This window comes from Cohnella panacarvi Gsoil 349, from assembly GCF_000515335.1.
In the GTDB taxonomy this organism is placed as follows: Bacteria; Bacillota; Bacilli; order Paenibacillales; family Paenibacillaceae; genus Cohnella; species Cohnella panacarvi.
The window spans coordinates 2,850,357-2,876,835 of record NZ_KI911563.1; the positions used below are offsets into that span (position 1 = coordinate 2,850,357).

Annotated in this window: 28 protein-coding genes, 1 rRNA gene, 1 riboswitch and 1 other annotated feature; of the genes, 6 read left to right on the forward strand and 23 right to left on the reverse strand. The window is 53.2% G+C overall.

Annotation, left to right across the window (positions count from 1 at the left end; all coding sequences use genetic code 11):
* Window positions 1-72 precede the first annotated feature (72 nt).
* The 9 genes from ispE to COHPA_RS0113705 form a co-directional block, all read right to left on the reverse strand.
* On the reverse strand, window positions 73-930 hold the full coding sequence (gene ispE / locus COHPA_RS0113665) for a 4-(cytidine 5'-diphospho)-2-C-methyl-D-erythritol kinase (protein WP_035120888.1): 858 nt from the start codon (window positions 928-930) through the stop codon (window positions 73-75).
* A 467-nt stretch (window positions 931-1,397) separates the two neighbouring features.
* Entirely contained in the window at window positions 1,398-1,580 is a 183-nt protein-coding gene (locus COHPA_RS0113670; protein WP_027086722.1) for a small, acid-soluble spore protein, alpha/beta type, read from the reverse strand.
* Window positions 1,581-1,702: 122 nt separating this feature from the next.
* Window positions 1,703-1,978 (reverse strand): biofilm formation stimulator Veg, encoded by a 276-nt coding sequence (gene veg, locus COHPA_RS0113675; protein ID WP_027086723.1) that lies wholly within the window; start codon window positions 1,976-1,978, stop codon window positions 1,703-1,705.
* A 149-nt stretch (window positions 1,979-2,127) separates the two neighbouring features.
* The gene (yabG, locus tag COHPA_RS0113680; RefSeq protein WP_027086724.1) at window positions 2,128-3,006 is read right to left on the reverse strand and encodes a sporulation peptidase YabG; all 879 of its coding nucleotides are present in this window, start codon (window positions 3,004-3,006) and stop codon (window positions 2,128-2,130) included.
* Window positions 3,007-3,068: 62 nt separating this feature from the next.
* Window positions 3,069-3,956, reverse strand: coding sequence for a 16S rRNA (adenine(1518)-N(6)/adenine(1519)-N(6))-dimethyltransferase RsmA (gene rsmA, locus COHPA_RS0113685; RefSeq protein ID WP_027086725.1), 888 nt, complete (start codon window positions 3,954-3,956; stop codon window positions 3,069-3,071).
* Window positions 3,957-3,964: 8 nt separating this feature from the next.
* On the reverse strand, window positions 3,965-4,516 hold the full coding sequence (rnmV, locus tag COHPA_RS0113690; protein WP_035120890.1) for a ribonuclease M5: 552 nt from the start codon (window positions 4,514-4,516) through the stop codon (window positions 3,965-3,967).
* A gap of 96 nt (window positions 4,517-4,612) precedes the next feature.
* Window positions 4,613-5,770, reverse strand: a complete 1,158-nt coding sequence (locus tag COHPA_RS0113695; RefSeq protein ID WP_027086727.1) for a resuscitation-promoting factor — start codon at window positions 5,768-5,770, stop codon at window positions 4,613-4,615.
* 271 nt (window positions 5,771-6,041) lie between these two features.
* A riboswitch (cyclic di-AMP (ydaO/yuaA leader) is annotated at window positions 6,042-6,262 on the reverse strand.
* A 179-nt stretch (window positions 6,263-6,441) separates the two neighbouring features.
* A complete protein-coding gene (locus tag COHPA_RS0113700; protein ID WP_027086728.1) occupies window positions 6,442-7,215 on the reverse strand; it encodes a TatD family hydrolase in 774 nt (257 codons plus the stop codon).
* Window positions 7,216-7,237: 22 nt separating this feature from the next.
* A complete protein-coding gene (locus COHPA_RS0113705) occupies window positions 7,238-8,530 on the reverse strand; it encodes an HD domain-containing protein (RefSeq protein ID WP_027086729.1) in 1,293 nt (430 codons plus the stop codon).
* A 332-nt stretch (window positions 8,531-8,862) separates the two neighbouring features.
* Between COHPA_RS0113705 and COHPA_RS0113710 the strand changes: the two genes are divergently transcribed.
* The gene (locus tag COHPA_RS0113710) at window positions 8,863-9,117 is read left to right on the forward strand and encodes an AbrB/MazE/SpoVT family DNA-binding domain-containing protein (RefSeq protein WP_027086730.1); all 255 of its coding nucleotides are present in this window, start codon (window positions 8,863-8,865) and stop codon (window positions 9,115-9,117) included.
* A 361-nt stretch (window positions 9,118-9,478) separates the two neighbouring features.
* Window positions 9,479-9,937, forward strand: a complete 459-nt coding sequence (locus COHPA_RS0113715) for a type 2 periplasmic-binding domain-containing protein (RefSeq protein WP_027086731.1) — start codon at window positions 9,479-9,481, stop codon at window positions 9,935-9,937.
* Between the two features lie 29 nt (window positions 9,938-9,966).
* Here the strand turns inward: COHPA_RS0113715 and rsmI are convergent, their stop codons facing one another.
* From rsmI to COHPA_RS0113770, 11 genes are all read right to left on the reverse strand, one after another.
* Window positions 9,967-10,899 carry a 16S rRNA (cytidine(1402)-2'-O)-methyltransferase gene (gene rsmI, locus COHPA_RS0113720; protein WP_027086732.1) on the reverse strand — a complete coding sequence of 311 codons (933 nt, stop codon included), beginning with the start codon at window positions 10,897-10,899 and terminating at the stop codon, window positions 9,967-9,969.
* Window positions 10,896-11,738: a tRNA1(Val) (adenine(37)-N6)-methyltransferase gene (locus COHPA_RS0113725; RefSeq protein WP_425393685.1), complete on the reverse strand. Its 843-nt coding sequence runs from the start codon at window positions 11,736-11,738 to the stop codon at window positions 10,896-10,898. Before COHPA_RS0113725 ends, rsmI begins: the two co-directional genes overlap by 4 nt.
* Before the next feature lie 83 nt (window positions 11,739-11,821).
* The gene (locus COHPA_RS0113730; protein ID WP_027086734.1) at window positions 11,822-12,187 is read right to left on the reverse strand and encodes an initiation-control protein YabA; all 366 of its coding nucleotides are present in this window, start codon (window positions 12,185-12,187) and stop codon (window positions 11,822-11,824) included.
* Between the two features lie 42 nt (window positions 12,188-12,229).
* Entirely contained in the window at window positions 12,230-13,030 is an 801-nt protein-coding gene (locus COHPA_RS0113735; RefSeq protein WP_027086735.1) for a PSP1 domain-containing protein, read from the reverse strand.
* 2 nt (window positions 13,031-13,032) lie between these two features.
* Entirely contained in the window at window positions 13,033-14,010 is a 978-nt protein-coding gene (gene holB, locus COHPA_RS0113740) for a DNA polymerase III subunit delta' (RefSeq protein ID WP_027086736.1), read from the reverse strand.
* Window positions 14,011-14,058: 48 nt separating this feature from the next.
* Window positions 14,059-14,505, reverse strand: a complete 447-nt coding sequence (locus COHPA_RS0113745; protein WP_027086737.1) for a YaaR family protein — start codon at window positions 14,503-14,505, stop codon at window positions 14,059-14,061.
* Window positions 14,506-14,527: 22 nt separating this feature from the next.
* Entirely contained in the window at window positions 14,528-14,857 is a 330-nt protein-coding gene (locus tag COHPA_RS0113750; RefSeq protein ID WP_027086738.1) for a cyclic-di-AMP receptor, read from the reverse strand.
* An 81-nt stretch (window positions 14,858-14,938) separates the two neighbouring features.
* Complete coding sequence (gene tmk, locus COHPA_RS0113755; RefSeq protein WP_027086739.1) at window positions 14,939-15,583, reverse strand: dTMP kinase; 645 nt, start codon at window positions 15,581-15,583, stop codon at window positions 14,939-14,941.
* An 18-nt stretch (window positions 15,584-15,601) separates the two neighbouring features.
* Window positions 15,602-17,056: a TgpA N-terminal domain-containing protein gene (locus tag COHPA_RS0113760; protein ID WP_027086740.1), complete on the reverse strand. Its 1,455-nt coding sequence runs from the start codon at window positions 17,054-17,056 to the stop codon at window positions 15,602-15,604.
* 3 nt (window positions 17,057-17,059) lie between these two features.
* Window positions 17,060-18,529: an aminotransferase class I/II-fold pyridoxal phosphate-dependent enzyme gene (locus tag COHPA_RS0113765; RefSeq protein WP_027086741.1), complete on the reverse strand. Its 1,470-nt coding sequence runs from the start codon at window positions 18,527-18,529 to the stop codon at window positions 17,060-17,062.
* A 107-nt stretch (window positions 18,530-18,636) separates the two neighbouring features.
* Window positions 18,637-18,822, reverse strand: coding sequence for a sigma factor G inhibitor Gin (locus COHPA_RS0113770; protein WP_027086742.1), 186 nt, complete (start codon window positions 18,820-18,822; stop codon window positions 18,637-18,639).
* 165 nt (window positions 18,823-18,987) lie between these two features.
* Here COHPA_RS0113770 and COHPA_RS0113775 point away from each other — a divergent pair, with 165 nt between their 5' ends.
* The 3 genes from COHPA_RS0113775 (at window position 18,988) to COHPA_RS0113790 (ending at window position 23,352) form a co-directional block, all read left to right on the forward strand.
* Window positions 18,988-19,521 carry a hypothetical protein gene (locus tag COHPA_RS0113775; RefSeq protein WP_027086743.1) on the forward strand — a complete coding sequence of 178 codons (534 nt, stop codon included), beginning with the start codon at window positions 18,988-18,990 and terminating at the stop codon, window positions 19,519-19,521.
* A gap of 405 nt (window positions 19,522-19,926) precedes the next feature.
* On the forward strand, window positions 19,927-21,117 hold the full coding sequence (locus COHPA_RS0113785; RefSeq protein WP_027086744.1) for a PqqD family protein: 1,191 nt from the start codon (window positions 19,927-19,929) through the stop codon (window positions 21,115-21,117).
* 237 nt (window positions 21,118-21,354) lie between these two features.
* Window positions 21,355-23,352 carry a tetratricopeptide repeat protein gene (locus tag COHPA_RS0113790; RefSeq protein WP_027086745.1) on the forward strand — a complete coding sequence of 666 codons (1,998 nt, stop codon included), beginning with the start codon at window positions 21,355-21,357 and terminating at the stop codon, window positions 23,350-23,352.
* A gap of 68 nt (window positions 23,353-23,420) precedes the next feature.
* Here the strand turns inward: COHPA_RS0113790 and COHPA_RS0113795 are convergent, their stop codons facing one another.
* Together COHPA_RS0113795 and COHPA_RS0113800 are read right to left on the reverse strand one after the other, a co-directional pair.
* Window positions 23,421-24,335, reverse strand: a complete 915-nt coding sequence (locus COHPA_RS0113795; RefSeq protein ID WP_027086746.1) for an L-lactate dehydrogenase — start codon at window positions 24,333-24,335, stop codon at window positions 23,421-23,423.
* Between the two features lie 6 nt (window positions 24,336-24,341).
* The gene (locus COHPA_RS0113800; RefSeq protein ID WP_027086747.1) at window positions 24,342-25,136 is read right to left on the reverse strand and encodes a formate/nitrite transporter family protein; all 795 of its coding nucleotides are present in this window, start codon (window positions 25,134-25,136) and stop codon (window positions 24,342-24,344) included.
* Between the two features lie 158 nt (window positions 25,137-25,294).
* Here COHPA_RS0113800 and COHPA_RS0113805 point away from each other — a divergent pair, with 158 nt between their 5' ends.
* Window positions 25,295-25,999, forward strand: coding sequence for a metal-dependent hydrolase (locus COHPA_RS0113805; RefSeq protein WP_084760691.1), 705 nt, complete (start codon window positions 25,295-25,297; stop codon window positions 25,997-25,999).
* A gap of 100 nt (window positions 26,000-26,099) precedes the next feature.
* On the opposite strand, the gene rrf is transcribed toward COHPA_RS0113805, so the two are convergent.
* A 5S ribosomal RNA gene (rrf, locus tag COHPA_RS0113810) occupies window positions 26,100-26,216 on the reverse strand.
* A gap of 157 nt (window positions 26,217-26,373) precedes the next feature.
* Window positions 26,374-26,457: a sequence feature (23S ribosomal RNA rRNA prediction is too short), on the reverse strand.
* Between the last annotated feature and the right edge of the window lie 22 nt (window positions 26,458-26,479).

The window sequence follows — 26,479 nt, forward strand, 5'->3', positions numbered from 1 at the left end:
TATAACTGTATTATATCACTTTTATACGGTTTTCGGCAACATTAACCCCTTAAATCAGGGACTCCCAGCATTTTATGTAAGCATTCTTACCACGAATACCTCTCTGCAGAAGCCTCTGAGGCCATTATATATTCTCGCCACTTTCATTTCCTTGGATACCAACCCGAACACGGTTGGACCGCTTCCGGACATGAGCACGCCGTCTGCGCCCAATCTCTCCATGCAATCCTTGATTTGCTTGACTTCCGGGTATCGTTCAAGCGTGACCGTCTCCAGTACGTTGCCGAGCGCATCGCACATCTCCGTGAACGATTGCTTCGCAAGAGCGTCGAGCATCCGGGGAAGCGACGGGTGAGACTTCAGCTCGTTAACCCGAAACTTGCCATAGACGTCCGCCGTCGAGACGTTAATGGGCGGCTTGGCCAATATGACCCAGCATTGCGGCGGAGACGGAATCGGCGTAAGCTTCTCGCCGCGGCCCGTCGCCAGCGCGGTCCCTCCGCGAATGCAGAACGGAACGTCCGATCCGAGCTCCGCGCCGAGGCTCTCCAGTTCCTCTCCGCTAAGGGACAGATTCCACAGCCTATTCAGCCCTCTGAGCGTCGCCGCGGCATCGCTGCTTCCGCCCGCGAGCCCCGCAGCCACCGGTATCTGCTTGTCTAGATGGATATATACTCCTTGCTTGACGCCATAGCGTTCCTTAATCAGCTTCGCTGCCTGAAAAGCCAAGTTCTTCTCGTCGAGCGGGATGAACCCCGCCTGGCTAGACAGGACGATCTGATCGCGGGGAAGCTCCTCCATCTCGAGCCGATCGGCCAAGTCGACCATCGTCATGACCATCTCGACTTCATGGAAGCCGTCTTCCCGCTTGCGAAGCACGTCCAGCAGCAAATTGATCTTAGCCGGCGCTTTCTCGTAAATTTTCGTCATTGTTATCCTCGCTTGCTTGTTCATGGCTTTACATATTATAACAAACCCGTTCAACGATTGCGATTTTCCGCAGTTTGCGCGCGGCAGCATCGCTCGCTCCCCCCGCCCTCGGCGAATAACAACCATTCGTAGGTATTTCGGGCGAATTTCGCACTATCATCGATATAACAACCATTCGCAGGTATTTACCCTACTTGGAGCGAGTTACTGCGAAAAATGAGAAATTAACTATCGATTGGTTGTTATTATGGCACAGGTGACGGTGATCGAAGAAATAACTATCCATATGTTGTTATTTCGAACAGAACGCGGCGTAAGAAAGCCGGACCTCTAGAATAGCAGGTCCGGCCCAATGCGAAAAGCTTCAGTCCATGAAATGCCCGTTGCTGCGCGGCGACCCTTCGCCGGGTAACCGGCTGCGGAAGGGCGCCTGCTTCATGACGCGATTTCGTCGAACAACCAGATGATTACTGTTGTGTCCCCTTCGCCGCCGCCTGCTCCGCTATTTGAATCGCGCGCTTCACCATGTTGCCGGCATCTTTGGTCGTGATCCCGCCCCAGCCTTCGCGCTGTACTTTCTCGTATATCCCTAAGTCCTTGGCGATTTCCGCCTTGAATTGCTCGGACATTACGCCTCTTCTGCGACTCATTCCGCTTCCTCCTTCGCATGGTTGACGATCAAGCCTTAGCTTGCCCCTGCCTAACCCCGCACATGCAAAACGGGCAGCCCCGGCGCTCTTCAAGCGCGGTGCTGCCCATGCATACCAACGAGTCAATGCGATAAATAGTTGATGCGAACCTGACCTTCGTCATTGCACAACATCACTTCAACCGACTCGGTCAAGATGTCCGCATAGCTGTACGAGACACGCTTGAATGCGTGTTGCTCTTGATCGAGCTTGACGATGAACACTGATGGGTAGATTTCTTCCAGCACGCCCGTGCGTTCGATGGTCTTGCGGCGTCCACCGTTGGCGCGGAGCATGATCTTCGAACCGACATGCGGTTCCAGGCTTCGTTTGATCTCTAGAAGCGCGTTTTTAGCCATGATCCACTACCACCTCTTTCCCTGTAAATTATAACTAATATCAGGGGAGGTGTCAAATAAGCTCAATATTATATCAACGGTACTGTTTTGCTGTCAACGGTCATTTTCCTTGATGCGAGTGGGTTTTTCATAATCTTGCTTATTTTTTGTCACACAATGTTCACATTTGGTTCCGGATTCGCCGCTTTCAAATTCGGTACGCCAACCCGATAACGCCCCATCGTCTCAATGCCCCCGACGCCCTGCTTGCCGCTGATCGTATGCGCGATGACGTCCGCGATATTGATCGTCTCGCGGAAAGGCGTGAACGACGCCCTCACGGCAACGTAGACCGGGTCGAGCGCGTGAATCATGATTCTTCCGGGCGAGCTGGCAAAATTGGCTCCCGCATGAAGCAGCGCTTCGAAGTGCGATTGGCACGCTCCGGCGATGACGATCAACGAATCGCGGCTGCGCTCGTACTCCCTGGCGACGTCGACCGCGCGTACGAAGTTGATCGAGTTTTTGTAGCTGCCGAGCTGCTGCAAATCTTGCTTCTGCTTCAGCACGCCGTCATGGCCCGTTATGACGACGATGTCCGGATGGAACTGAGGGAGCATCCGCGCGAGCACTTGCGGCATCTGCGACTCGTGGCAATGCACGCCTTCCGCAGGCACGCGGAGCTGACGATACACTTGCATGCTCTTATTCAAGTAGTTGAAATCGCCGTCCAGATGCAGCACTTTGCCGGGCAACTCGAAATAAGGCTGGCGCCTGTCATCCAGCTGCGCCAGATACCCCGAGAGTCCCGTCTGCCTGTTGCGCATCTCGTTCATATGCCTAATGGATTCGTCGGCGTGCAGGCGAGCCCGGCGCGTCCCGCCGAGCTCGTCCGGATTCCGCACCTTCTTGAGGTCGTGAACCGGCGCGTCCGCGAGCAACCGATAATCCATCCCTCTGAGCACGGCCTGTTGTCCGGCGAACGCCGCAACCCTGAATAGCATATCTCCGCCATAGGATTTGCGGACGACCAGATCCCCCTGCATCATGGGCAATCACCTCTTCGTCTATCCTATGGAGGGACCCTGCATCCGGTGCGCGTCCTTTGCGCCTAGAGCATGCCGCTCGCCGTCAACGCTTCCGTTATACGGGCGAACTCCGCCAGCGACAGCGTCTCCGCCCGCCGCTCGGGTTGTACGCCGCAAGACTGCAGCAGCTCCCCCAGCTCGCCTTTGCGCTCCTTGCCCGACAACGCGGACAGATTATTGGATAGCGTCTTGCGGCGCTGCGTGAACGACGTCTGTACGACGCGGAAGAACTTGTCCTCGTCCGCTACCGACACTGCCGGCTCCGTGCGTCTCCGGAGCTTAATAACCGCCGAATCCACGTTCGGCGGCGGAATGAACGCCTTGCCCGGCACGATGCAGACGAGCTCGGGCTCGCAATAATATTGCACGGCGATGCTTAGGCTGCCGTATTCCTTGCCGCCCGGCTTCGCCGCCATTCTCTCCGCTACTTCCTTCTGTACCATGACCACGATGTTCTCGAGCGGAAGTTGCTCTTCAAGCAGCTTCATAATGATCGGCGTCGTTACGTAATAGGGTAAGTTAGCCACGACGCTGACGCCTGCGCATCCGGAGAACCGTTCCTCCCACAGCTTCCGTAAATCAGTCTTTAAGATATCTCCATGGACGACGCTGACGTGCGGATAAGGCGACAATACGTCTCCGAGAATCGGAATCAGCCTTTGATCCAGCTCGACCGCCGTCACTTTGCCTGCCGCATGCGCAAGCTGCTCGGTCAAGGAACCGATGCCGGGCCCGACTTCGAGCACTCCCTTCGCCTTGTCCAAATCCGCCGCGTCGATAATCCGGTCCAGGACGGACAAGTCGGTAAGGAAATTTTGTCCTAAACTTTTCTTGAAGGTGAAGCCGTGCTTGCGGATGATCTCCTTCGTTCGGGACGATGTCGCGATATCTTGATTCGAATGATTGCTCATGGATTCTTCTACAGCCCTTCCCGCCCCAGTTGTTCCAGTGCCGCCGCGAATTCCTCGCGCGTAATGCGGAACATGAGGCATCTTTTATGAAATTGCTTGCCGTTAGCATAGCCGATACCGAGCAGCTCTCCCATTCGCTCTCTGCGCCGCGCGGAGGAGGCATGCACGATAAGACCCGCATCGAGCAGATCGCTCCATTCGATCTCCTGAAGCTCGTCAGCGCCGCTCTCCGGCCCTCGCACGCGATCGATCGCCCTGCGAATCGCTTCATCCGACGCATGCTCCACGCCAAGCCCGCGCGCGCTCCTGGCCTCGTCCTTCGTTAGGAAAGCATGCTTGGCTTCCGGCACGCGCTCCGCGACGATCTTGCGAATGCGTTCTCCCGGCGCGTCCGGATCGGTAAAGATGATCACGCCTCTGCGCTCTTGCGCCAGCTCGATACGCCTAAGAACGTCTTCTCCGATCGCCGAGCCGCCCGTCTCGATCGTATCGGCGCCTAGCGCCCGTTTGATGGCTACCGTGTCGTCTTTGCCCTCTACGACAATCATCTCTTGAAACATCGTCATTCATTCCGCCTTTACCGTCTACCGTAATTCCCTATGTATCCTATAACACAAAACGGGAAGAAGCGCCAATGACGCCTCTTCCCGATCTCGTTAATTCGCCGACGGTTTGACCGGACCGATTACGTAAACCGTATAGCCCTTCTTCTTGCCAAACCGATCCGCATACTTCTCGCTATCGTAATAGATATCGATCTTCTTGCCTTTGACCGCGCTGCCGGTGTCTTCCGCCCGGCGGAATCCGATCCCTTCGATGTATACCCACCAGCCGATAGGGATGACCTTCGGGTCGACGGCGATCGTGCGTCCTTCTTCGACGACCGCGCCCGACGACGTAATGCCGTAGCCTTTGTCGCCCTTCCGCTTGCCCGTAGAGGCGAAGTCCGCGGAATAAGCCGTCAGCGTAACGTTGCTGAGCATGCGTTTGACTTTCACCGACTTGCCGTTCAACTGAACGATCTTGGCTTCCGCCTCGGTCGGCTTGCCGTTATAAGTCAGCGTCTTTACTTCAGCCTTCTTCGTGCCGATCGCGACAACTTGATGAACGGCGGGCTTGGAGACAGTCTTCTCCAGAACCCGTTCGCCTACAAGCTTGCCGTCTTCGTACACTTTAGCCGTTCGTACGACGACTTGTCCTTCTTGACCCGTCTTCACGACCTTGGTCTTGCCTTCAGCCAGGTCCGCGTTCTTCTGTTCCACGACTTGGAACGCGACGGCTTGCGACGACTCGACCACTTCCGTGCGCACGCGGGTAATCACGACTTCCATGCCTTCCGTTACGGGCGCATTCAGCGCAGGACTAACCCGATCTTCGCTGCCGATCGAAAGATTCAGTTCCTTGATTGCTGCTTCGACGGAGTCGGCCGCTGTATATTTTACGGCTTCTTTCCCATCCGCCTTGACCGTGACGCCCTTCGCGCGATCGATTACGATCGTGCTTCCGTTAGTCAATTGATCCCCCGTTGTCATCGATAAACGATCATAAGGACCGACCCTGATTTGTTGCTCTTCCAGAACATCTTGAATATCCGAGCTTCTGGTTTGGATGACGGAGGTTACTCCGTTGTCCACGATGGAAATGCTTTTGGCTTCTGCGGGATGCAGCAGCGACATGAACATAGTGAGAACGGCGAAAAGTAAAATGGCGCTTAGTAGGACAATGCGCATATGCTCATGTTTCCATCGCAGCAGTGCGATAAGCTTGCCGGTCGGTCGTGGATCATGGGAATCCTGTACAGGAACTTCTCCCATTTTCTCGCTCCTCCTTCATAGCCCCGCCGTCGACTGTGATGCATGACTGTAGTCTGACGCGACTATCCGATTTGTTAACGACACATGCAGGTAACCGCGCGATCCTGGCATGGATAGCGGTTCTAGCGATGCGCCGCCTGTTCCAAGCAAGGCGGATTCTACGTAGTCCAACCATTCATAAACCTTTTTTTCCACACAAAAAGCCACTGACAGAGGACCTGTTCGTGGCTTCCGCTTAGATAATTATAAGGGAATGGGGATGCACGAGGTTGACCTCTCTCTACTACGCTTGCGAGGTTAGCTGTCGGGTTCGGGCTAAAGAGAGTCGCCCTATCCGCTTACGAATGTCCGGAGAACTTCAGAGGGAAGTTCCTAAACACCGCTTGCGAAATTCACCCCAAGATTGCTCGGACCACGTCGGACGATTCGTGAATCATCCGCCGCTTTATCGGGTCCCCCGCTCTCCTATCGGAGACTCAGCGCGCTGGAAAAGGGATGCCATATTCAAACTTCTGTTCTAGATGATACATTCTACCTACTCGGCGTGTAAAGAAGGCACAAAGGGCGAATTTGACCGTTTTTTCCTGAATTCACCGATAAAATGAGCAATTAACGCGCCAAAAAACAGTTTTTTCTACGCACCGGTCTTTATTTCATCGAATGTAACCGTTTTAGCTCGGTAGACACAAACAGTCGCGAGCGTTCTCGCTCGTTATTTTAGCAATCTCATCCAATTTTAACCCTTTAATCTCCGCCGCCGCTTCCGCCACAAGTCGCACATATGCAGACTCGTTACGTTGTCCGCGATGGGGGTGAGGGGTCAAATATGGCGCATCCGTTTCGATTAAAATTCGATCTAATGGAACCTTCTCCATGACCTCTTTAGGTACCCGCGCGTTTTTGAACGTCACCGGTCCTCCGAAGGAAATATAAAAGTTCATATCGAGGCAGAGCTTGGCCATTTCCCAACTGCCGGAGAAGCAATGCATAATCCCTCCGACTTCCGAAGCGCGTTCCTCGCGCAGCAGCTTCACGATATCTTCGTGCGCATCGCGATTATGGATGACGATAGGCTTGTTCAATTTGCGGGCAAGTCGGATCTGCTCGCGGAATACCGTATGCTGGATCTCCTTAGGCGACGTATCCCAATAGTAATCCAATCCGATTTCGCCGATGGCTACGACTTTCGGATGCGCGCATAACGACTCGATCCATGCCAAATCTTCTTCTATCTTCATATCGATCGCATCGGTCGGATGCCAACCGACGGCAGCGTAGATGAACGGGTATTTCTCGGCTAGCGCCATCGTCGTCGGAATCGTTTCCCGGTTAAACCCGATGTTGACGATCGTATCGATTCCCGCGGCTTGCGCGCGCGCGATGACCTCTTCCCGGTCGCTGTCGAATTTCGGGGAGTCTAGGTGCGCGTGAGTGTCGATTAACATGTCGGAAGTTGTCTCCCTTCTATTATATAGAGAGTTTGCTGCGAGTTTCTGTACTCAGTTTATCGGCGTGTTTGCGGACTTCGTCTTCGGGATAATACATGTAGTATTTGCCCCGATGGATGCCGGCAATCGAACGGATAATGTCCGACTTCACGGAAATTTCCGTCAACTGCTCGCGGTCGTCCAGAAGCAGGATCGGCAGCTTCCCGCTGCTGCCCGGCAGCAACTCCGGCTTATAAATATCGTAGGGCGAATCATATGGCGTATCGACCTCCAGATGATAATCCGGATGAAGGCCGATCGATCTCCATTCCTCCCTAACGTCGGATAACCACGCTTCGTCTTTCTGCTCTAGCGGCGTATATTTGTACAACTTCCGGTTCAGGAATCGGCTGCATAAATTCGACAACAGCTCGTCTCGTTCAAGCTCCCACTGTCGAAAAGCCGTCTGCACGAGCGCTTCGTCGAGCATCAAGTAATCCGACAACGTCAGCGATCCTTCTATTAAATGCGCGATCGGCGGAAGCATGAATCCGAACGCGTATCCGTCCCGCACCAACTCGCTCGCCCTGCGGAAAATTTGCCGAAGCAAGATCTCCGAGCTGCGAGTGACCGGGTGGAAATAGACTTGCCAATACATTTGGTATCGGGACATTAGATAGTCTTCCACCGCATGCATGCCGCTCTCTTTGACGACGATCTTGCCTTGGTACGGCCGGAGAACGCGAAGAATGCGGTCCAAGTCGAAGGTGCCGTAGTTCACTCCCGTAAAATAAGCATCCCTTAGCAAATAATCCATGCGATCGGCATCCATCTGACTCGATACGAGACTGACGACGATCGGTTTGTTATACGTCTTACGGATGACGGAAGCCACTTGCTGCGGAAAATCCGAAGACACCTCCCCGAGCACACGGTTAATCTCCGTATCCCCCTCGATGATGTCGCAAGTCCATTGCTCGTGGTGCGTGTGGAACACTTCCTCGATCGAATGGGAGAACGGTCCATGCCCGACATCATGCAATAAAGACGCGCACAAACTCAGCAGTCTCTCTTCTTGCGGCCAATCCGAATAACCGTTACGTTCGAACTGAGAGATGATTTTACGGGTAATTTCGTATACGCCTAACGAATGCGAGAATCGGCTATGCTCGGCTCCATGGAAGGTTAAGTAAGAAGTCCCCAATTGCCGGATCCGTCTAAGCCGTTGAAATTCCGGCGTATTGATCAGCTTCCAGATCGTCAGGTCCTGCACGTAGATGGCTGAATGGACCGGATCTTTGAATACTTTCTCTTCCTGCAGCTTCGCAACCATCGATATTCACCTCGAAATTTATGGATTGTCGACAAACTAGGTACTCGGTATTAGATTATGTCGAATAGTGTCGTAAAACGATTTCCTTTTTGTATTCATGACACGGACTAGCCCACGTTCTAATTTCCGCCTTATATTATAAGATTCTCATCAAATTTCCTATATAATTGAATAGCTTTCAGGTTGACTTTTTTGGGAATGGTTGGTACTATAAAAAGCGGAAAACAGAGAACTTTGTCGAATACCTTGTCGAATACTGGCGATTGCAGACAAGCTTTGGACGATAGAGTCCGTTTGAATTCATTTTAACCTTATGAGAGGGGTATTACCAAATGATGAAATCCACGGGTATCGTACGTAAAGTTGACGAACTAGGACGGGTGGTCATTCCGATCGAGCTTCGCCGTACGCTGGGCATCGGCGAGAAGGACGCGCTTGAGATTTATGTAGACGGCGAGCGTATCATGCTTAAGAAATACGAGCCTGCTTGCATCTTCTGCGGCAACGCCGAGAACGTAACGTACTTCAAAGGAAAAATTGTTTGCAGAGAATGTTTGAAGGATTTGCCTTCACCTGTGACAAATTAAAGAAAATAGTTTATAATGATTTTGTAGTCTTACAAATGTTAATTCTAACCTTTTTATAACTCCTTGCAACCCTCCCGAGAATAGTATCGGGAGGCGTTTTTTTTATCATCGTGCCTCAATATCAAGTAAAGTTTAAAAAAGGGCGTGTAGAAAGATATGCGAGACATCAAAAATGTCGTCGTTATCCTTACAACAACAGCGATGTTGTTATTGACTTCCTGCACGGACCTAACGAAGAAGCCTCCCGGGCAAACCATTGAGGGAAATTTTCAAGTCAGCCAGCCCCAATACCACATCCGCACAATTTTATGATGGGTTGCTCGCGATGTACACTGGACGTTATCTAGGAGATAACTCTTCCATGAGGAATGGGGCTACCAGAGGGCTTTCAGCTCCCTTTGCGAACTGGAACATATCCAGCTTCCCGGTACTCGCCGATGCCCCCGGAACCGGCCCGGCTCCGTCTTATTATTATCTTGGCATCCCGAAGAACAGTACACGGAAGACAGAAGCGTTCCAATTGATTTCCTATCTGTTATCAGACGAGCCGCAGATGGATAACAGCCGTAATGGGCTGGCCAGTGCCCTGGGCAAACCGGAGATCAACAGCCGATTCGGCGAATCGGTCGCCCAGCTTGGCGGCAAAAACACGCAGGCCTTCTTCCGATACTCGAAAGAAGGCACGCTGGATCCTGAATATGACTGGGATATGCAGGATTTCGGAGTAATCATATATATGAAGGAAGCTCAACCTCTGTTGAATGAACTTCTTGAATATAAACGGAGGCAACTAGAGAAGGTCGGAGTCTTACGCGAGTGATGACCAAGAACGGTTGGATGCTGCTGGGATTACTCCGCCCCCAGCAGCGCCTGGTACACGTCCCGGCGGGAAACTCCCCGATCCGCGGCAGCCGATTTCATCGCTTCTTTGCGGGTTTGCCGCTTATCCTCGTACGCCTGTACATGTTCGGCCAGCGTAAGCTCCGACCACCACGCGCCCGGGACCGTGCCTTCCGCCCCGACCGAATCCGCCGATCGCTCCGCTTCCGACTTCCCTTGAAGCACGATGCAGCACTCGCCGAGCGGTTGATGCTGCTCCACGTGCGCCAAACACGACAATACGGTACCTCTGACCGCCTCCTCATGCCGCTTCGTCAACTCGCGCACGATCGCCATGCCCCGATAACCCCATCTTTCCGCGATCACGGCGAGCGTCTTCTTCAATCGGTGCGGCGATTCGTACATGATTATCGTGCCCGTCTCGTTCTCCAACGTGTCCATCAGCTTGACCATGCCTTTGCGCTCCCGAGGAGGGAAACCTACGAACAGGAACCGATCCGTCGGCAAACCCGAGATGATCAGCGCCGATAACGCCGCATTAGCGCCCGGAATCGGTACGACAGGTATCCCTTCGTCGACGGCTAACGCTACGAGGTCAGCCCCCGGATCGGAGATCGCCGGTATGCCCGCATCGCTGACCAAGGCAATGCTCTGTCCTTCCGAGAGCATCCGGATAAGCTCTGGGCCGCTCGCTTCGCGGTTATGCTCATGATAGCTGACTAATCGATTCTGAATTTCAAAGTGAGTCAGCAGCTTACGCGTCTGCCTCGTATCTTCGGCGGCGATCAGTTGCACTTCCTTGAGCGTCCGAATCGCGCGGAACGTCATATCCTCCAGGTTGCCGATCGGCGTGGCGACCAAGTACAGCGTCCCCGGCCGCTCGCGGCTTGCGAAGCTTCGTTGGACGCTCGCTTCCGTCTCCTTCTTATCCCGCTCCGTCATCGCTTATCCTCCTCTGGCTTACCGGCGTAGCTCGGACCGTGAGCCCGCCCGTTATGTCGCTTGAAGTCGGGCAACTCCGCAGCCTCCCCGTAGAATACAGCCAGCAGCTCCGGCGTATAGTCGCCGTCATCCCCATAGACGATTACAGGCGATAACAACCTTACTTCCGGCTTGCCCTCGCGCGTTGCTTCTATTAATACCATGTTCGCCTCGGTTTCCTTACGGGGATGGACGAACCGGATCCGTTTCGGTTCCAACTTATATTTACGCATGAGATCAACTATATCTACCAGCCTGGACGGGCGATGGACCATGGACACCCGCCCGCCGCGCCGAACCGATCTCGCGCATGCCGCAACGACGTCCTCCAGCTTGCAGCCCAGCTCGTGACGGGCCATCGCCTGATGGACGTTGTCCTTATGATCACCACTCCTCAGCGGTAAGTACGGGGGATTGACGGTGACCGCGTCATACAGCTCTTCAGGAACCTTCCACTCGCGCAGGTCGCCTTCGATAATCGCAACCCGATCCTCCAGCCCGTTAAGACGAACGCTGCGCCGCGCCATATCCGCGAGCCGAGGCTGGATCTCCACGCCGTCGATCTTCGCCGTCGTCCGGGTCGTCAGGAGCAGCGGGATGACGCCGTTGCCCGTACACAGATCAAGCACTCGGCCCCGGGGAGGCACGCCGGCAAACCGAGCGAGCAGTACCGCATCCAAGGAGAAGCTGAACACTTCGGGACTTTGGATGATCTTCAGGTTATGCGTCAGCAAGTCGTCCAATCGTTCTTCCGGTTCAAGCCGCATACTGCCTTCTACCTTCTCTTCGTTCATGACCATCCTGCCTTCGTTCTATTTTTAACAAAAGCCGCCTTTCCTTATGAAGGAAAGACGGCGTGCTTCGTCCGATTTATTCGACTTGCTTACTTGCTCAGGAAAGACAGACAGAACAAGCAATCTCCTTCCATCCGCAGATGTCCGTAGTAGACGTTGCAGATATGAAACCCCTCGTGGTACAACCTTGCCAAATTATCGTAGCCTTCCCCAACGCCTAATGCAACCGGCGCAGGCTTGTCTCCTTTAACGGCAGCCGGTTGTTCTGCCGTTTGAGGAGGCGCCGTCGGGTCATTCTCTCGCTTGAGCACTTTGCGCAGTTGCCCATTCTCGATCCGCAGCCGCTGGTTTTCTTCGAGCAGCTCTTTAATCTTCTGCTTAAGCGATCCGAAATCCGCGTGTACCGCACCCAAATGCGATTCAAGCTCATTCACGCGAGCGAAAATATCCTTCATGAACAACCATCCACCTCAAGGCATCCGAGTATGTCAAGTGCGTCACTTCAAGACGACATCGTCGAAAGGCAGCTCCTTCACTTTGCCAAGCTCGAACAGCTGCACATGCACGCTTCTGGAGCCAACATTCAGGCCGACCACCTTGCCCTCGCCCATCGATGTAACGACCAATCTACCGATGGACGGAAGCTCTTCTTTGGCGCTCTCGTAATTGTCGTGCTCGTATTTCAGACAGCACATGAGTCGGCCGCAGAGCCCCGAGATCTTCGTTGGATTCAGCGACAGGTTCTGGTCTTTGGCCATCTTGATGGAGACCGGTTCGAAGTCGCCTAACCACGAGGAGCAACAGAGCACGCGACCGCACGGACCTATACCGCCGAGCATCTTCGCTTCATCGCGCACGCCGATTTGCCGCAATTCGATGCGGGTCCGGAATACGCCGGCCAAATCTTTGACCAGCTCACGGAAATCGACGCGCCCTTCAGCCGTGAAATAAAAAATGATTTTATTCCGGTCGAACGTGTATTCCACGTCCACAAGCTTCATCTTAAGCGCATGGTCCTTGATCTTCTGCAACCCGACCGCGAAAGCGTTCTTCGCCGCGTTGCGATTCTCGTCGACCGCCTTGGCGTCGGTATCACCCGCGATGCGAATAACCTTCTTCAGAGGCAGAACGACGTCGGACTCGCCTACCGTCTTCGGTCCGACGACGACTTTGCCGTATTCTACGCCTCTAGCCGTCTCGACGATAACGTGCTGATCTTTGGACACCGGATGCTCGGCGGGATCGAAATAATAGATTTTGCCCGCTTTCTTGAAGCGGACGCCGACGACATCGTACAAATCTATCCCTCCCGCACGTTCACCAGAAATTGCTCAAGCGCCAATTGCGGAGGCACGTGAGCCTTTATTCTTCTTGCCGCCATGAGCGCGGATTCCATCGCCGATACCCATCCGTCGATCGTCCGGGACCAGGCCGTCTTCGCGATCCAATCCCCTTGATCCGGGAACACCATCAACTGCTGGCGTCCGGTCATGGCGTATATCATATCCCTATACCACAGTGCCATCAACTGCAGCAAGATTTCGACATGTTCCGAGAGATCCGTCTTAAACACCTGCTGCTGCGCTTGTAGCAGATTCGCAGAGAACCGGGACGGATGCTCCTTCCCTAATTGTATCACTACGTTTCGAATTTCTGCAAACCAATTCTCTTCTACCAATTTTCGACTCGCCGCTAATCCGGAAGCTAAATTCACGGCAGCGCGCGACAACAGAGGCGGTTTGCCTTCCGCGACGAGAGCCGCTTCCAACGCTTCCCGGTCCCCGGACGTGAAAGCGACCAATTGGGAACGGGATACGATGGTCGGCAGTACCGCTTGGGCGCTCGGCGCGAGCAAGATCGCGACCACTGGAGCAGGCGGTTCTTCGAGAAATTTCAGCAGGCTGTTCGCAGCCTGTGTCGTCATGGTTTCCGAAGCTTCGATCATATAAACTTTATACCCCGCTCCGGCGCTCCGATACGACAATTCGCGCTGCAAGGCGCGAATTTGCTCGATCTTTACGGTTGCGCCGTCCGGGGCTATCACATGCAAATCCGGATGGTTGCCATGCATGACCTTGCGGCAAGACAAGCATTCCCCGCAAGCGTCCGCACCGCCGCGCTCGCAGAAGATCGCTTGGGCGAAGGCTTGCGCCATCTCTCGGCGGCCGGAGCCGCTCGGTCCCGCGAACAGGTACGCATGGGCGATCTTGCGGGTGGTTAGCGCGCTGCGCAAGATCGACTTCACGCGCTCCTGTCCGAGTATTTGCTCAAAGCCCATGCTTAGAACTCCTCCGCGATGACCGTTCATCTATGACCGGCCCATCGCCTAAAATGCCAAATTGATCAAGATGCCGCGAATTTCGCCGACTTTATTCAGCAGATCCAAGCGGCCTTCTTCCGTTACCAGTAGCTCTTCGCCCATCGCCACGAGCATCGCGTCCACTTCCTCGAGAAGCTTGTAACGCTTGCTTCGGCCGCGGCGATCCCAGCCGCGCGTATCCTTTAATCCGACTCCGCGCTTAACGGTATCCTCTAGGAACGACTTTACCATCTGACGGTAAAGCACAAGCTCGCGAACCGTCATCGACCGGGCCAGCCGGTCTCCTTGCAGACGAATGTCCTCGAGCTTGCGCTGCAATTCTTCTTGCGTACGCTGTTCGTCTTGGTGCTGCAACAAATCCCCGAAGCTTTGCATCTGCGGCGGGCGGTTGGCTAATTCGCCCCGGGGTACAGCCTTATTAATTAACGGATAGCCCGGCGATTGAATCTTCATGCGTGTTCACCATCCCGCTTCATTAGAAGTGCTCGAAGCGTTCGACCGGCATGACGAATACCGCGGCGCCGCCGACTTGAACCTCGACCGGGAAAGGAATGTAAGAATCCGCCGCCCCGCTGACCGGAGACACCGGCGTGACAAGCTGATCGCGCACTTTGCAGTTGGCGCGAATGACGTCGAGCGCGCTCTGCACGCGTTCGTCTTCGATCCCGATTAAGAACGTCGTATTACCGGCACGCAGAAATCCGCCGGTACTCGCCAGCTTCGTCGCCCGGAATCCTTCCTTAATAAGCGCGTTCGACAGTCGATTGCTGTCTTTATCCTGAATCACGGCAATAAGAAGTTTCATCGTTCAGGCCCTCCTCGGTTCGTAATGGGGTCTGTCTCTACCTAATTATAAATTGGACATCCAACGTGCAAAATCCTCTTTTTACGATCCTTTTAGGCTAAGTTTTGCTTCGATAATCTTCCATGCCTCTAGGGCTAACGCCTCTGGAGTCTGCGACGCGTCGAGCACAAAAATCCGATTCGGAAACCTGGCGGCAACCTGAAGGTAACCTTCGCGTACTTTTTGGTGGAAGTCTATTTTCTCCAGGTCAAGCCGATTGACTTCTCTCGAGCTGTTCGCATGGATTCTGGACATTGCCACCACCGGATCAATATCCAGATATAAAGTGACGTCCGGCATATATCCATCTGTAGCAAAACGATTGATTTCCCAAACTTCGTCCATTCCTAATCCCCGCGCATAACCTTGATAGGCGAGGCTACTATCGACGAAACGGTCGCAAATGACAATCTTTTTGCTTTCTATAGCTGGTTTTACGATTTCCATTAAGTGCTGACGACGGGCAGCGGCATAGAGTAATGCTTCCGTTCTGGGGTCCATCCGCGTGTTTTTCCGATCTAATATAACCGATCGTATTGCTTCTGCAATGGGGCTGCCGCCGGGCTCTCGAGTCGGCACCGTTCTTTGCTGAGCGTGAATGTATATTTGTTCATTCAATCTGGAAATAAGCGTTGTTTTCCCCGCGCCATCTCCGCCTTCTATTGTAATGAATATCCCTTTAGACAATGATACGGCTCCCTCCGACTATGCCTTCCTGCCCTCGCGGAACATAAACTTCGTTACGAAATAAGTCATTGAAACAACGATGCTTACCACCATCATATCAAAGCAGACATTAAACATAAACAAATGCTTGCCCATGTCGGCCTCGCCGTCGCCGATAATCGCTACGAACACCGCGAATGCGCCAGCTATGCCTATAATCGCCATCGTTTCCAAGCCTAACCGCAACCTTCGCGAAGCCGTATGCAGCCAGATCCACGCGAGCGCGAGATAATAGAACGCATAGAACATGAGGAATATACCCAGTGTATGCGGCATCTTCTTCACCTTCCACTGGCTCCACGCGCTGTAGGCGTGCGATACCGCGCCCCTCGGCTTCTGAGCCGATTGATCATAGTTGCCTAAGTAGAGGGGGCGTATGTAAACCCCGTTAGATGCCGCTACTTCTAGCTTCTGTATGAATCGCGATGGATGACGCAAATAGTACATCGCAATGTCTTTATGACTCAGTTTCTCCAACACTTCCCGGTGCAAGACCGGGTCCGATTGCGGAATCACGGTATTCTTCTGAAAATAGTTCGTGCCTGCCAGCCCCGCGTATTTGTCCGGAATTCCGAGCTCTTCCATGTCGGATGCGACATCCGGAGAACTTTTCAACACGCCGAAAAAAATAGACTGGTACAGGTTCGTATGCTTGAGCCGATCCGGGGCGACAACGATCATCAGCGCGGAGCAGACGACCAACACGATTACCCCCGTCCATGCCTGCTTGCGCCATGTCCGATCTTCGCGCAGCTTCAGCATCCGCCAGGCCAGCAAAGCGAAGGCGAAGCCTAGCGGCGCGTTCTGAATTTTCGAGGTGGCCAGCGCTAACGCTGCGCAGATGAAGATCGCCAGCATCGCGCCGCTCGGCCTGTCCGACGCCAGAAGGACTAACGCCGCGCCAACCGTCAGCAGTGTCGCAATGAGCGCATAAGGCTCGCCGAAGAACGACTGAAAATAAACGATGTAGCCGATATCTCCAAAGACGAATACAAGGCAAGCCGCCAATGCCGCGGACACCGCGAGCGTTGCCTTGCGGTTGGCGACTTTGGGCGATGATCGAATCAACAGTACGATAGCCCAAATATACAGCGCGGCATAGCAACATCCAAGTACCCGCATATCGAAGTGATCCAGACTGACGATTCTGCCTAGCCACCCGGCAATCGCGACGAGCAGGACATGGGTCGAGAAGTAGCCGCCCAGCATATAGTCTCCGTAACCGTAGTATTGATGCGAGAAGCCGAAATAGCGGCCATCATACGACTCGTTCGGATCAAGCGGCGCGATCCCCGCTCCGACCATCACGCGAGCGAAATCGCCGCTGTCCGCCAAGCCCAGCACCGGCGGGATCATCAACAGCCATAAGATAAGCACGGCTGAACCGACTGCCGCGATCCAAGCCGCGATCGTTCGAACGTCCCGAGCTTTCATTGCTTACTCTCCTTGCACGACGATATGCTCCAAGGCGGCATCGAGCGCTCCTTGAATCTGCGCGCCGCTCGAACGCCATCTTAGGAGCTCGATAATCGTATTCTTCGTGATCGTCTCGCCGGGGTAGAGAACGGGAATGCCCGGCGGATAAGGAATCACCCATTCCCCCGCAATAAGACCTTCGCTAGCCTCGAGTCGAACCGACTTGGCCGACAGTCGTCCGCGACGAAACGTAACCGGCTGCGGAACACCGCTCGCAGGTTGTGTCTCGCCCGTCTCCCCCGAAGTTTGCCTTGTCGGCATCGGCTTCAAGTCTCTTATCCGATTCGAGATATCGCGCAGCGCTTCCAGCAGCGCCTCTCCGTCCGTCTTGCGATTCCCGGGGCCGAACGCCAGCACCGTATAACGGTCGTCGGCCATCTCGGCCATGCAATTTCGCTTGGCGAGCTCGCCCTGAAGCTCCGAACCGCTTAGCTTGCCGTCCTGATCGAACAATACAAGCTTCAACGGATCGTACCGGAGCGAGTCGCTGGCGAAGCCGCCGTTACCGACAGCGCGGAACGGCGTCTCTTCCAGTCTATCCGCAACGACATGCACCGCCTCAAGCGCCGGTTCGAAAGCTGCCGCACCGCTTGTATGAAGCTGCCGGCGCGCTAAATCGAGCGAGGCAAGGATCGGGAATGACGGGCTCGAGCTTTGCACCATTCGCAGCGCCTGCTTAATCGCCTCGCGATCGACAATGTCGCCCTGCATATGCAGCATCGCCCCCATCGTCATAGCCGACAGCATCTTGTGCGTCGATTGAACGACGACGTCTGCACCCGCACGCAGCGCGGATTCGGGAAACGCCGGATGAAAGCCAAAGTGAGCCCCGTGCGCTTCATCGATTAAGACCGGAACGCCCCGCTCGTGCGCGAGCCGAACGATCCGATCAAGGGACGACACCATTCCATAATAATTGGGCGTAGATAAGATGAGGCCTCTCGCTTCCGGATAACGCTGCAATGCAGTCTCGATACTGCTCTCCGGAGGGATTACGGCGAGTCCTGACAAGGAATCGAGCTGCGGTGCGAGCATAACGGCTCGTGCTCCCGCCAGCATAAGGCCATGAACGATCGACTTATGTACGTTGCGTTGAACGATATAGAGATCTCCCGGACTGCCGGTTCCGAGGATCATCGCCATATTCCCCGACGTGCTCCCCCCGACGAGGAAGCTTGTCTCCTCCGCACCGAAGCATTGCGCGGCCAGCCGCTGCGCCTCGGCCAAAGGCCCTTGCGGATGATGAAGATCGTCCGTATCCGCGAGCTCCGTCACGTCGAGCGGCAGCAGCGCGCGATAGAACGCCGCGGACCCCGGATCGTAACTTTCCTCTTGTTGCTTGTGTCCCGGCACGTGAAAAGAATGCGCGCGAAGTCCGGCGTGCGCGGCCAAAGCTTCGTATAACGGCGCTTGACGCTGATCTATAGGCATGATGGTTACTCCTCATTATTTACCATTTTTCCATTGTATCAACTAGGGAGCCGCAATAAAAGAAGCGTCAACGCCATTCTAAGGCGCTAACGCTTCCGTACGTTCGATCATGCATGAAACTTAACCCATAATTGCCGCATTTGCTTAACGAAGAACGGATACTTATCGTCTTCCACGTTCGTCCGGACTATCGTCGATTCGCAAGAGTTACAGATGAATTCCGTTACGATCGTAATGCCTTCTTCCTTCGGCTCCCCGCAGACGATGCATGTTTTTCGCGTGCTCTCTTCCATAACACACCCCTGCCTTTTCTAGTGATGCCTTACAGTCTTCCCCTAAGTCTATGAAAAAATACGCATTCATAGCGGAGAATCGGTTAAACCCTAACATTCAATCCGCGATAGACCGATACTAAGGTTACAGAAGCTGTCATGTTGCACGGCAAGGAGGCTCATGGCTTGAATTCGCCTACGAACGCTGCGAAGACCGATGCTACTTTCTATCATTATAAGCTTATCCGAAGAATCTCGCTTAGACCCGAGAGGAAATATAGTTACATGGCTACCGCTTTGCTCGTCCCGGCGGCGTTATTCGGCGTGTATGGCCTGCTTGGACTACTCTTGTCGGTCATAGCGGCTATCCTGATGATGCTCGTCCATGCGGTAGTGCTGCGGTTCACGCTGCGACGCGTCGATAAATTCTCGGAGAGAAGATGGACGATACGGCGAGATTGGCCTTGGATCGGACCGTTGCCGATTCTCGATACCCGCCTTTCCCTGTTCCGCAGGCTTCACTTTCACCTCATGCTTGTGGGCTGCTGCGTGACCGGGTTGTTCTATCCGTGGGCGCATGCTTCGCTCGTGATCGCGATGTTATACTGGCACCTGTGGCTGCTAACGCCGAGGTTCCGGCTGCTGATCTCGTTAAGACGTGAGAAGGGCGCCGGCATCATTCGACTCGCCTCCGATGAAGTATCGTATTATCATCAATAGCAACGTAACGCTTAACTCTTATCCCCTAGCGAGTAAACGGTGTGAACAAACACGCCATGGTTTACTTGCAGGGGATTTTTTATGGACGAAAAAATGTAAAAATTTATATAAAATGATTATTTAGTCTCTTTTTCTACTAGATGGGTTAAATATAAGATTAGATCGTTGTTAGCCATTAGGCGTGCAACCGAATGGATAAGATGGGAGGTATATTTAATGAAAAAGATTACCGTTGCCAAAACCGAAGCCGTTAAGCTGACGCGTAAGGCTTTGGGTCTGTATGTTCCGGATTCGTGCGACATTCAGATTAAGTAGTTCTTAGATGGAAGGAATGGGGCGGTCTTCCGCCTCGTTTCTTCCATTCTATATGCCCAGCACCTGCTGATGCGTACAGGAGGATCGTCAATGGACAATGACCGCATACTCGTCCTGCATCCTTTGACCTTTCTCGAGGAGGATGAAGGCGTTAGCATAGGTCGTTATGGAACCGATACGTTTGCCGTATTTCCCGAGGAAGGAGCGGAGATCGTTCGGAGACTTCAAGAAGGCAAGACCGTTTCGGAGGTTTGCGAGTGGTACGAGCGCACCTACAACGATCAGTTGGATATAGAAGATTTCATAGATACATTGCGGGAGCTTTCGTTTATTAAAGAGCAGACGCAAGAGGCCGATGCCGAGGTGCCTCCGTTCATTAAAGGACAAACTTGGGGGCGGCGTCTGTTCATGCCGCAGGCGTATGCAGTGTATCTGCTTATCCTCGCCGGAGCCGCATGGATGATGATATCCGAGCCGTCTCTTCAGCCGGCTAGAGAGCAGCTTTATTTTTCGAGTTATTCAACGGTCGTTATGATCGGGCTTTTTGTAGGCCAACTTCCCTCGGTGCTCATCCACGAAGGGATGCATCTGGCGGCCGGGCGCCGTTTGGGACTACCCTCCAAGCTAAGCGTCGGTCGTAGAATGTATTTCATTGTCTTCGAAAGCTCCATGCCCGGCATTTGGGGAGTGCCGAAAAATCGCAGATACTTGCCCTTTCTATCGGGGATGCTCGGGGATGCACTCTTCTACTCCTTCTGTATCCTCATTGCAGGATGGCTGCTTCGTAGCGAAGGCAGCGCGATTTGGGCTTCTTTTTTCACCGCGCTGGCCTATTCGACGATCCTTCAATTTGCCTGGCAATTTTATTTCTACTTGCAGACCGATATTTATTTCGTAATCGTCAATTATTTAGGTTGCAAAAATTTGCAGAAGACATCTCGCGCATGGCTTCGCAATATCTGGTTGACCATCATCCGAGCCGGCGATAAGAAAATCGATATGTCGGAATTCACGGATCGAGATCGGCAGGTCGCCAAGTGGTACGCGTTCATCTATGCCGGGGGATGGATATTCATGGTGTTTATGTTGTTTCTCATTTTCCCGGTGTTGCAGGACTTAATGAGCAATGTCTTCCGCCAATTATTCTACGGAACAGGCGAACGCTTCTGGGATTCGATAGTCTTCCTGTCGCTCACCTTGATTCAATTCGGGATCGCTGCGTACATATACGGACAAGAAATTAGACGCCGCAGGGCATCCAAGCGTGCGGCAAACGTTTAAAGCGAAATGGGGGTTTGAATGATGATTAGGAACGATAACGACGCGCACATCTGGTTAGTTTCTACCGAACGAAAAGGAAGGCAATCTCAATATGCTTCTATGCTTGGGTCTGGAAGGACATTTTGGGCGGATGGCCATCAACGTCGCAGAGGCCCCTATACGGCAGCCAACGAATGGTTGCAACAGATTGTCCCTATATTGGGCGAGAACCATCAGGAACTTCTGCGCTTGCACAGTATGGAGATATTGACCATAGCCCCGGAGCTTGAATTTCATGTTCCCGCTAGCTATGAAACATTAACGTCGCTCGCATCGCCGCAGGAACGCACCCGCTTCTACTCTGCTTTACGCACGCTGCGCCTAGCTCACGGCTTGACCGACTTCCTGCTGCAATTGGCGGAACTCGAAGGTCCGTTAACGCTGATCGTGGAGAACGCTCACGCTTGCGGCTCGCTTGATGCGGAACTCTTGCCCGTATTATTGCGCCGCGCGAATCCTTCCAAGATAAAAGTTATTGTCAGTTCATCGCCCGAGCTGCAGGATGACGAATTGTGCGGAAAGCTCGAAGCCTACGCCCTGCGGATCGCCGCCTCGTCCTTATCAACGGATCCCGTCTCGCTTAACTGCGTTGAAGAATCCCGCGAACAATTGTTAGCGGCTTACTTCGAGACGGAATGCACGTCCGATTCCGAGCTTATGCAACAGGCATATGCTTCGCTGACAGATGAAGAGCGCAGGGCTCGCCACGACAGCAGGGCCGAGTTGCTTAGCGGAATGGACCAACAGTCTCTTCGCATTGGCGCCATTCCCTATCACTTGGAGAATGGATCAAACCCGTCCCTCGCGCTTGAATCCATTATCGATGCCGTCGAGTATTGCAGCATAATGGGTTTCTATGAAGCGCTTATCGATTTGGGCAAGAGAGGCTGGGAACTTACCGATTGGAATCAAGGCATCAAGAATCGCTGGCTTCTGGTGAATCGCATGACAACCTCCTATGCGGCGCTGGATCATCCGAAGGAAGGGATGGCGCTATACGAGGCCACGCTCGCGAACACTAACGAGATAGAGATTCATATGCGATGCTATTACGGGTTGGCCATGCTCAACACCCGCTATTTTGAGGTAAGCAATCACGAACTCGCCAAATCCTATATTGAACGAGCCATCGCTTTCGCCGACCAAATCGAAAACAAGAAGCGTCGGAGCTTCCATACCGTGTTTAATCAGAACGGCCTGGCGTTAATCGAGATGCATCTCGGTAATCTGGATGGCGCGCTTGAACTCGTAACCGAAGGGTGGGAATTGCTGAACCGAACGCTTGAGGCGAACGAACAACTGCTGCATCGCTCCGTACTACTCCACAATCAGGCCCAGTTGCTGGCTGCCAAGAAAGATTGGGACGCTGCAGTTGATCGTATGAACGACGTGATCCGCCTCGACCCTCATTATGCGGAATATTACTTCGACCGCGGAAGCTATAACAGTCATCGAGGTCATCTGGAGGAATCGATTAGAGACTACGATCAAGCCATGAAGTACAGCCCGCCGTTCCCGGAAGTCTACTACAATCGGGCAGGCGTTCTGAAACGACTTGGCGAGATCGATCTGGCCATGCGAGACTACAACTACTTACTCGAGCTCGATCCGGATCATCGGGACGGCCTATTGAACCGCGCGACGTTGTTCTATGAGTCTGACCGACTGGAAGATGCGCGCAGAGATGTGCTTCATGGATTGCGGATTGACGAAGCTAACGCGGAGTTACTGTGCACGCTCGGATTGATCGAGATGGCTGATGGGAACGTGGACGAAGCACAGTTGGCATTCTCGCGCGCACTTGCGAGCAATCCGGATTTTACGGAAGCTTTGACCAACCGCGCAGTGCTCTATTATGAATGCCATCAGCCGGAGCTGGCCATTAAGGATTTGAATCAAGCTCTTACCCTTCAGGAGAATGCGACGACCTATTATAACCGCGCATGGGTCTATGAGTCGCTTGGTCAGTGGGATGCAGCCATTAGCGACTATCGGCAAGCCAGGACTTTCGACGATGCCGATCACCACGATATTCACTATCGAATTGGCTTATGCTGCCTTCAGGTCGGTGATCGCGAGATGGCCCGCGAAGAATGGATCCGTCACCTCACCTTTGGCGAAACGCCTTATGGGGAAAATATTCGCCTGCAAATGCCGGAGTTGGCCATTCATCTACTACAATCCGTATCTTCTTGACCCATTATTATCAAACAAACCCCTGTAACATGAATCGTTACAGGGGTTTGTGTCATTCGGAAATGCGATCAACGGCTGACCGTAGCGTTCAATTCTTTCAGCTTATCCGCAGATCGTTTAAGCAGCGCTAACTCATCCTTGGATAGATCAAGTCTCAACACATTTCTTACGCCGCTCCGATCGACGATACACGGTACACCAAGGTATACGTCGCTTATGCCATGATAGTCGTTAAGTAACGTTGACACGTTCAGCACCGCGCCTTCGTCTTTTAGAATCGCTGTACAGATTCGATCGAGCGCCAGCGCGATAGCATAGTAAGTCGCCCCTTTGGCGCTGATAATTTTATACGCGGCATTAACCGTGTTGGAGAAAATATCCTCTTTGTGTTCTTCCTCGATCTCAAGCGGTATTCCCGCCACGTTCGCCAAGCTCCATACGGGGAGCTCCGAATCGCCATGCTCGCCTATGATATGAGCATGCACGCTACGCGGATCAATATTCAGATGGTTGCCGATCAAGTATCTGAACCTAGCGCTGTCGAGCAGCGTTCCCGACCCGATGACGCGGTTAACCGGCCAGCCTGTTTTGCTCCAAGCGAAGTAGCTCATCACGTCGACAGGGTTTGAGGCAAGTAGTAATATGCCATCGGTATTGTATTTCACGACTTCGGTTAGTATGCTGTCCATAATCATGGCATTTCTCTTCAACAGTTCCGTTCGCGGTTCGCCCTCCCGTTGCGCGGCGCCTGCGGTAATGACGATAATGTCGGCGTCCTTGCAATCCTCGTATGTACCCGCCCATAGTTTCGTTGTACCGAGAAAAGGAATGCCATGGTTTATGTCCAGCGCATCGCCAGCGGCTTTGGAATGATTCGCATCGATTAATACGAGTTCGTCCGTCCTGTTCCTAATCATAAGCGTGTAAGCCGTTGTCGCTCCTACCGCTCCCGATCCGATTACTACGATTTTCGTTTTTTTCATACGCAATCACCCTTCTTTGGAGTTATCCGTCATATAAGGCTTGTTAACGAAGTAATACATATATCCCATGAATACGCCTCCGCCGATTAAATTGCCGAGGGTCACTGGAACGAGATTATGAATAACGCCGTCAATCGAGATCGTGCCCGGATGATTGAGCACGAGGGCGATGGCGAACGTACACATATTGGCGATACTATGCTCGTAACCCGAGATGAAGAAACAGAATACGAACAACATCATGGCGAACATCTTGGCGCCATCTTCCTTGAAGTTCATCGGTATGAAAAATGCCAAACAGACTAACCAGTTACATAAGATTGCTCGGAAGAACAACTCCATTGCCGGCGTATGCATCTTCTTATCGACTACGCTCAGCAAGAACCCGTTCACGGAGGAGTCATCGAATAACCCCGTCGTATAGATGAGAGACGCGAATGCGGCTGCTCCGAGAATATTGCCCGCATAGCTCGTGATCCATAGCTTGACGGTATCCCTCCAGCGCAGCTTCTTTCTCAGAGCGGCATAGGTGTAGTAGAACGTGTCGCCGGTGAATAAATCTCCGCCTCCATATACGATCAGTATAATCGCGGCGCCGAACGTGATGGCAGCCATCGGGTAAGTGAACGGCGAATGTTCTAGGTAAAAGTAGTTACCCGTCTTGAACGCGACGATAACCCCGAATCCGATGAACATGCTGGCCAGCATAGAACGAGATATATATCGGATTATACTTTGCTTGAAGAGACCATGCTTCTTTAATGCCAGCTGTTCGACTTTGTGCAGCGGCTCGAGTTCCATACGACCACCTCTATTCGGCTTGTGGTTAAGGTATCATACCTGGCTGAATTTTAGTCGTGACAATTGTCACAACACCGTATATTCGGAAAGAAAGATTAAACATGGTACAATTCATGTAAGCAGTTACACAACCATTTATCGATATGTTAGGAGGAGTAATGATGGAATTGATCTATCACGGTCATTCATGCGTACAGATCGTTACGGAAGACAAGTCAATCGTTATCGATCCTTTCTTAAGGGGAAACCCCATCGCGGTAACGAAGCCGGAAGACATTCAGGCACAATACATCCTGTTAACGCACGCGCATATGGATCATATTCTCGACGCTCCTACGATTGCCAAGGCGAACGACGCTCAGATCGTCGCCGTGGTCGAGCTAGCGGATTTCTTCTCCGGTAAAGGATTGAAGACGATCGGCATGAACTTGGGAGGCACGATCGACCTTGGCTTCGCGAAGGCCAAAATGGTACAAGCGCTGCACAGCTCGGGAATTACGTTAGAGGATGGCACCGTTCTCTATGGAGGCGTACCGGCCGGCTTCATAATTCAGACGGAAGGACTGACGATTCTTCATTCCGGCGATACCGCCTTATTCTCCGACATGAAATTGATCGGGGACCGTCATCAGATCGATATCGCGTTCTTGCCGATCGGAGACCATTACACTATGGGACCCGACGACGCAATCCAGGCTGCCGGGTGGTATGGCGCGAAACTCGTCATCCCCGTGCACTATAACTCGTTTCCCGTCATCGAGCAAGACGCGCATTCGTTCGTCTTGCAGCTCGAGTCGCGAGGACAGAGGGGCAAAGTGCTCGCGCCAGGTGACAAGTTAAAGATATCCAAAGGCGACCTATAATGTGTAGCATAACACAAAAAAGCACTCCGCGAGGAGTGCTTTTTCTGTTCATGAGCTAACCCTGGCCGTCGACTTCGTCGACTGCTCGGGCATGCATCCGGCCTGGCAACGTCCTACTCTCCCAGGACCCTGCGGTCCAAGTACCATCGGCGCTGGAGGTCTTAACGGTCGTGTTCGGGATGGGAACGCGTGGAACCCCTCCGCCATCGCCACCAGACCAGAAGTCATGTGGTTCAAGGTTTGCGCCTTGAAAACTGGATGCGAAATCGAGCAGCTTTAGCTGGCTCGAACCGTAAAGCCTGTTATGGCGATACGACCAAAGCGTTGGTGAAAGTTTGAAACATCTTGGCCATCCGTGTCATTAGGATAAGCCCTCGACCGATTAGTACTCGTCAGCTCCACGCGTTGCCGCGCTTCCACCCCGAGCCTATCAACCTCGTGTTCTTCAAGGGGTCTTACGAATTGGGAAATCTCATCTTG

What these genes read in the sequence shown, in the direction of transcription:
- COHPA_RS0113745 (WP_027086737.1), bottom strand. Translation starts at nt 14,505, where the DNA reads ATGAAGATTCAATCGCCGGGCTATCCGTTAATTAATAAGGCTGTACCC.
- yabG (WP_027086724.1), bottom strand. Translation starts at nt 3,006, where the DNA reads ATGATGCAGGGGGATCTGGTCGTCCGCAAATCCTATGGCGGAGATATG.
- ispE (WP_035120888.1), bottom strand. Translation starts at nt 930, where the DNA reads ATGACGAAAATTTACGAGAAAGCGCCGGCTAAGATCAATTTGCTGCTG.
- COHPA_RS0113785 (WP_027086744.1), top strand. Translation starts at nt 19,927, where the DNA reads ATGGACAATGACCGCATACTCGTCCTGCATCCTTTGACCTTTCTCGAG.
- COHPA_RS0113705 (WP_027086729.1), bottom strand. Translation starts at nt 8,530, where the DNA reads ATGGTTGCGAAGCTGCAGGAAGAGAAAGTATTCAAAGATCCGGTCCAT.
- COHPA_RS0113770 (WP_027086742.1), bottom strand. Translation starts at nt 18,822, where the DNA reads ATGGAAGAGAGCACGCGAAAAACATGCATCGTCTGCGGGGAGCCGAAG.
- COHPA_RS0113710 (WP_027086730.1), top strand. Translation starts at nt 8,863, where the DNA reads ATGATGAAATCCACGGGTATCGTACGTAAAGTTGACGAACTAGGACGG.
- COHPA_RS0113800 (WP_027086747.1), bottom strand. Translation starts at nt 25,136, where the DNA reads ATGGAACTCGAGCCGCTGCACAAAGTCGAACAGCTGGCATTAAAGAAG.
- holB (WP_027086736.1), bottom strand. Translation starts at nt 14,010, where the DNA reads ATGGGCTTTGAGCAAATACTCGGACAGGAGCGCGTGAAGTCGATCTTG.
- veg (WP_027086723.1), bottom strand. Translation starts at nt 1,978, where the DNA reads ATGGCTAAAAACGCGCTTCTAGAGATCAAACGAAGCCTGGAACCGCAT.
- COHPA_RS0113725 (WP_425393685.1), bottom strand. Translation starts at nt 11,738, where the DNA reads ATGGTCATGAACGAAGAGAAGGTAGAAGGCAGTATGCGGCTTGAACCG.
- COHPA_RS0113695 (WP_027086727.1), bottom strand. Translation starts at nt 5,770, where the DNA reads ATGGGAGAAGTTCCTGTACAGGATTCCCATGATCCACGACCGACCGGC.
- rsmI (WP_027086732.1), bottom strand. Translation starts at nt 10,899, where the DNA reads ATGACGGAGCGGGATAAGAAGGAGACGGAAGCGAGCGTCCAACGAAGC.
- rsmA (WP_027086725.1), bottom strand. Translation starts at nt 3,956, where the DNA reads ATGAGCAATCATTCGAATCAAGATATCGCGACATCGTCCCGAACGAAG.
- COHPA_RS0113750 (WP_027086738.1), bottom strand. Translation starts at nt 14,857, where the DNA reads ATGAAACTTCTTATTGCCGTGATTCAGGATAAAGACAGCAATCGACTG.
- COHPA_RS0113730 (WP_027086734.1), bottom strand. Translation starts at nt 12,187, where the DNA reads ATGAAGGATATTTTCGCTCGCGTGAATGAGCTTGAATCGCATTTGGGT.
- COHPA_RS0113700 (WP_027086728.1), bottom strand. Translation starts at nt 7,215, where the DNA reads ATGTTAATCGACACTCACGCGCACCTAGACTCCCCGAAATTCGACAGC.
- COHPA_RS0113790 (WP_027086745.1), top strand. Translation starts at nt 21,355, where the DNA reads ATGGAGATATTGACCATAGCCCCGGAGCTTGAATTTCATGTTCCCGCT.
- COHPA_RS0113760 (WP_027086740.1), bottom strand. Translation starts at nt 17,056, where the DNA reads ATGAAAGCTCGGGACGTTCGAACGATCGCGGCTTGGATCGCGGCAGTC.
- COHPA_RS0113795 (WP_027086746.1), bottom strand. Translation starts at nt 24,335, where the DNA reads ATGAAAAAAACGAAAATCGTAGTAATCGGATCGGGAGCGGTAGGAGCG.
- COHPA_RS0113805 (WP_084760691.1), top strand. Translation starts at nt 25,295, where the DNA reads ATGATGGAATTGATCTATCACGGTCATTCATGCGTACAGATCGTTACG.
- COHPA_RS0113670 (WP_027086722.1), bottom strand. Translation starts at nt 1,580, where the DNA reads ATGAGTCGCAGAAGAGGCGTAATGTCCGAGCAATTCAAGGCGGAAATC.
- rnmV (WP_035120890.1), bottom strand. Translation starts at nt 4,516, where the DNA reads ATGTTTCAAGAGATGATTGTCGTAGAGGGCAAAGACGACACGGTAGCC.
- COHPA_RS0113715 (WP_027086731.1), top strand. Translation starts at nt 9,479, where the DNA reads ATGAGGAATGGGGCTACCAGAGGGCTTTCAGCTCCCTTTGCGAACTGG.
- COHPA_RS0113765 (WP_027086741.1), bottom strand. Translation starts at nt 18,529, where the DNA reads ATGCCTATAGATCAGCGTCAAGCGCCGTTATACGAAGCTTTGGCCGCG.